General features: G+C 70.8%; 4 protein-coding genes. 1 reads left to right on the forward strand and 3 read right to left on the reverse strand.

Features of this window, described 5'->3' with window-relative positions:
• Positions 1 to 58: 58 nt before the first annotated feature.
• The 3 genes from glmS to AOK15_RS30945 form a co-directional block, all read right to left on the reverse strand.
• The gene (gene glmS, locus AOK15_RS30935) at positions 59 to 1,876 is read right to left on the reverse strand and encodes a glutamine--fructose-6-phosphate transaminase (isomerizing) (protein ID WP_055521644.1); all 1,818 of its coding nucleotides are present in this window, start codon (positions 1,874 to 1,876) and stop codon (positions 59 to 61) included.
• A gap of 52 nt (positions 1,877 to 1,928) precedes the next feature.
• Positions 1,929 to 2,186, reverse strand: coding sequence for a hypothetical protein (locus AOK15_RS30940; RefSeq protein ID WP_055521645.1), 258 nt, complete (start codon positions 2,184 to 2,186; stop codon positions 1,929 to 1,931).
• A 101-nt stretch (positions 2,187 to 2,287) separates the two neighbouring features.
• A complete protein-coding gene (locus tag AOK15_RS30945; protein WP_055521646.1) occupies positions 2,288 to 3,151 on the reverse strand; it encodes a DUF4429 domain-containing protein in 864 nt (287 codons plus the stop codon).
• Between the two features lie 102 nt (positions 3,152 to 3,253).
• Here AOK15_RS30945 and AOK15_RS30950 point away from each other — a divergent pair.
• Positions 3,254 to 4,824 (forward strand): beta-N-acetylhexosaminidase (locus AOK15_RS30950; protein WP_055521647.1); only part of this gene is annotated, 1,571 nt, incomplete at its 3' end.

The raw sequence follows: 4,824 nt of genomic DNA on the forward strand, positions 1-4,824 counted from the left end.
CGTGGGGGTCCGTTCGGTTGGTGCCCGGGAGGCCAGGGGCTCCCCGGAGCGGGCCCGGCTACTCCACCGTCACCGACTTCGCCAGGTTGCGCGGCTTGTCGATGTCCCGGCCGAGGGCCAGCGCCGTGTGGTAGGCGAGGAGTTGGAGGGGGATGCCCATGAGGATCGGGTCGAGCTCGTCCTCGTTCTTGGGGACGAGGATCGTCTGGTCGGCCTTCTCCTGCTCCTGGTGGGCGACGGCGAGGATCTTGCCGCTGCGGGCCTTGATCTCCTCCAGGGCGGCGCGGTTCTTCTCCAGCAGGTCGTCGTCGGGGACGATCGCGACCGTGGGGAGGGCCGGCTCGATCAGGGCCAGCGGGCCGTGCTTCAGCTCGGAGGCGGGGTAGGCCTCGGCGTGGATGTACGAGACCTCCTTGAGCTTGAGGGAGGCCTCACGGGCGACCGGGTAGCCGCGGACCCGGCCGATGAAGAGCATCGAGCGGGCCTCGGCGTACTCCAGGGCCAGCTTCTTGATCTCCTCCTCCTGCTCCAGCATCTCGGCGATCTGGCCGGGCAGCTTGCGCAGGCCCTCGATGATCCGCTTGCCGTCACGGACGGAGAGGTCACGGGTACGGCCGAGGTGCAGGGCGAGGAGCGCGAAGGCCACCGTCGTGTTGGTGAAGCACTTCGTGGAGACCACGCAGACCTCGGGGCCCGCGTGGACGTAGATGCCGCCGTCGGCCTCGCGGGCGATCGCCGAGCCGACGACGTTCACCACACCGAGGACGCGGGCGCCCTTGCGCTTCAGCTCCTGGACGGCCGCCAGCACGTCGTAGGTCTCACCGGACTGGGAGACGGCGACGTAGAGGGTGTCGGGGTCCACGACCGCGTTGCGGTAGCGGAACTCGGAGGCCGGCTCGGCGTCGGCGGGGATACGCGCCAACTCCTCGATCATCTGGGCACCGATCATGCCCGCGTGGTACGAGGTGCCGCAGCCGAGGATCTTCACCCGGCGGATCTGGCGCGCCTCGCGGGCGTCCAGGTTGAGGCCGCCGAGGTGAACGGTGGAGAACCGGTCGTCGATGCGGCCGCGCAGCACACGGTCCACGGCGTCGGCCTGCTCGTGGATCTCCTTGTGCATGTACGTGTCGTGGCCGCCCATGTCGTACGAGGCCGCCTCCCACTCCACGGTGGTGGGCTCCGCGGTGGTGCGGGTGCCCTCCGTGGTGTAGGTGCGGAAGTCGTCGGCCTTGAGGGTGGCCATCTCGCCGTCGTCGAGGGTGACGATCTGGCGGGTGTGGGCGACCAGAGCGGCGATGTCCGAGGCGACGAACATCTCCTTCTCGCCGATGCCGAGGACGACCGGGGAGCCGTTGCGGGCGACGACGATACGGTCGTTGAAGTCGGCGTGCATCACGGCGATGCCGTAGGTGCCCTCGACGATGCGGACCGCCTGGCGGACCTTCTCCTCCAGGGTGGTGGCCTGGGAGCGGGCGATGAGGTGGGTGAGGACCTCGGTGTCCGTCTCGGAGAGGAACTCGACGCCGTCCGCCTCCAGCTTCTTCCGCAGGTCGGAGGCGTTGTCGATGATGCCGTTGTGGACGACGGCGACCTTGTTGTCGGCCGACATGTGCGGGTGGGCGTTCACATCGGACGGGGCGCCGTGGGTGGCCCAGCGGGTGTGGGCGATGCCGGTGGTGCCCTTGAAGCGCGCGGGGACCTTGGCCTCCAGGTCGCGGACCCGGCCCTTGGCCTTGACCATCTTCAGGCCGGCCGTCTTGGGCGAGGTGACCACGATGCCCGCCGAGTCGTAGCCCCGGTACTCCAGGCGCTGCAGGCCCTCCAGGAGCAGCGGCGCGACATCACGCTTGCCGATGTAGCCGACAATTCCGCACATATATGGGTATCCCGTTTCTCGGTCGGTGTGGACCGGGTCCGTGGCTTTCCCGTCAGCCGTAGACGATGCGGCGCAGCTGCCTGAGCGTGAGCTCCGGCGGCGCGACCGCCCGGTATTTCAGGTCCGCCTCGATCCGTTCGAAGATCGCCGCGTTCACCAGGCCCTGGGCCTGGAGCTCGCGGTGGCGGCGACGGACGTAGTCCTCCGTCGTCTCGTCAAAGTAGGCGAGCACGTCCTGGATCACCCGCAGCGCCTCGCCCCGGCTCAGGGGCGTGGACCGCGTCAGATGATCGACAAGTTCATCGTGCACCCGGTAGATCCTGAGGTACGGACGTGTGTTTCGCAAGAATCCTGCCCGATTTCGGGCAAGCCCTTGCCGGAGGGGGCCTGCGCGTGGCGGTCCCGGGCGGGTCACATGCGCTTGAGGACCGCCTGCTTGGCCAGCGTGAACTCCTCGTCCGTGAGGACGCCCGACCGGTGCAGCTCGCCCAGTTCGCGCAGGCGGCGCAGCAGGGCGTCGTGGTCGTCCCCGCCGTCGGCGGGCGCGAGCTGCTTCGGCGCGGTGTCCGCGGCGCTCGACGGGTGCGGCAGCCGGGCCTGTACGGCCGCCGCGACCAGCGCCATCAGCGGGTCCTTCTTGAAGCCCCACAGCTCCACCGAGTTGGGGTCGTACTTGGCCGGCGCCTTGGTCGGAGCGTTCCGCACGGTGAAGCGCAGGCAGCCGTTCTCCAGGCCCACCGAGGGCTGCCACTCCACGGCCGCGATGTCGGCCAGCGCCAGCGTCCGGGGTCCGGCCGCCGCCTTCGCGTCCTCGGTCTTCCAGTTCCACTCCAGGCGTACGTGCTCGCCGTCGAAGCTCGCCGTGCCGTCCCCGGCGGAGACGGAGAGCGGGACGACCGGACCCGGCAGCAGATACGCGCCCACCGCGTCGGCGGGCACCTGGTCCAGCAGCAGCGCGTTGCGTATCTCGTCCACGACGTACTCGGCGACCCCGTACCGGTCGGCGTCGACGCTCAGCTGGTACGGGTCGTTGTCGTCGGTGAGCCGGCCGCCCGTCACCTGGAGCAGCGGGTCGGCGCCGTCGCGCAGCCGCAGGCGCAACCGCCCCGACCTCCTGCCCTGTTCGAACGAGATCCCCGCCAACGCGCCCAGGGGGACGGAGAGTTCACCGAGGGTCTTGCGGAGGAGACTCACGCTCTTGTCGCGGCCCGGAGTGAGCCGCAGGGTGTCACCGTCGAAGGTCCACGACCCGTCCCGCTGGAGGATTTCCGCCATGCGGGGGATTCTTTCACCGGCCGCCCATCGAGATGGTCTAGACCTGGCGGCGCATTGCGGGGATGGTGGTGTCGTCCGTTCGGTTGTGGGAGGGAGCACGTCGTGAGACCGCGCCACAGATCGACTCGCCTGCTCGGTGCGCTGCTGCTCGTGGTGTCCGGGATCTTCGCCGTGGGAGCCGCGCCCGTGTCCGAGAACGCCGAAGCCACCACGGTCCCCCTCGGGCAGGTGATCCCGGCCCCCGCCCGGGTCGAGGCCGGGGGAACGCCGTACCGGCTGACGAGCGGCGCGCGTGTCGTCGTGGACGGCGGACCCGAGTCGCGCCGGGTGGGGGAGTACCTGGCGGGCCTCCTGCGGCCGTCGACCGGCTACCGGCTGCCCGTGACGGACCGGGCGAGGGGCGAAGGGGGCGATGTCCGGCTGCGGTTGGCCGCGCACGAACCGGCGCTCGGGCAGGAGGGGTACCGGCTGCGCAGCGCCCGCTCCGGTGTCACGATCACCGCCCGCACGGCCGCCGGCCTCTTCCACGGGGTGCAGACCCTGCGCCAACTGCTGCCCCCGGCGGTCGAGAAGGACTCCGTGCAGCAGGGACCCTGGACGGTCGCCGGCGGCACCGTCGAGGACGTGCCGCGCTACGGCTGGCGCGGGGCCATGCTCGACGTGTCGCGGCACTTCTTCACCGTCGACCAGGTCAAGCGGTACGTCGACCAGTTGGCGCTCTACAAGTTCAACAAGCTGCATCTGCATCTCTCCGACGACCAGGGCTGGCGCATCGCCGTCGACTCCTGGCCGCGGCTCGCCGCCCACGGCGGCTCCACCCAGGTCGGCGGCGGCCCGGGCGGCTTCTACACCAAGGCCGACTACCGGGAGATCGTCCGGTACGCGGCCTCCCGCCACCTGGAGGTCGTCCCCGAGATCGACATGCCCGGCCACACCAACGCCGCCCTCGCCTCCTACGCCGAGCTGAACTGCGACGGTGTCGCGCCCCCGCTCTACACCGGCACCGACGTCGGCTTCAGCTCGCTGTGCGTCGACAAGGACGTGACGTACGACTTCGTGGACGACGTCGTGCGGGAGCTGGCCGCGCTCACCCCCGGCCGGTACCTCCACATCGGCGGCGACGAGGCGCACTCCACCAGTCACGCGGACTACGTGACGTTCATGGACCGGGTGCAGCCGGTCGTCGCCCGGTACGGCAAGACCGTCGTCGGCTGGCACCAGCTCACCGGCGCGACCCCGGCGCGGGGCGCCCTCGCCCAGTACTGGGGCCTCGACGGCACCGAGCCGGAGGAGAAGGAGCGGGTCGCGGCCGCCGCGCGCAACGGGACGGGGATCGTCCTGTCGCCGGCCGACCGGATCTACCTCGACATGAAGTACGACAAGGACACGCGGCTGGGGCTCGACTGGGCGGGGTACGTGGAGGTGCGGCGGTCCTACGACTGGGATCCGGGCGCCTATCTGGCGGGGGCGGGGGTGCCGGAGTCCGCGGTGCGGGGGGTCGAGGCGCCGCTGTGGACGGAGACGATCGTGACGCCGGCCGACATGGATCAGATGGTGTTCCCGAGGCTGCCGGGTGTGGCCGAGCTGGGCTGGTCGCCGGCGGGTGCGCTGGGCTGGGAGGGGTATCGCCTGCGGCTGGCTGCGCAGGGGGAGCGGTGGGAGGCGCTCGGGAT

It is taken from the genome of Streptomyces ossamyceticus (assembly GCF_001418475.1).
GTDB classification, from domain to species: domain Bacteria; phylum Actinomycetota; class Actinomycetes; order Streptomycetales; family Streptomycetaceae; genus Streptomyces; species Streptomyces ossamyceticus.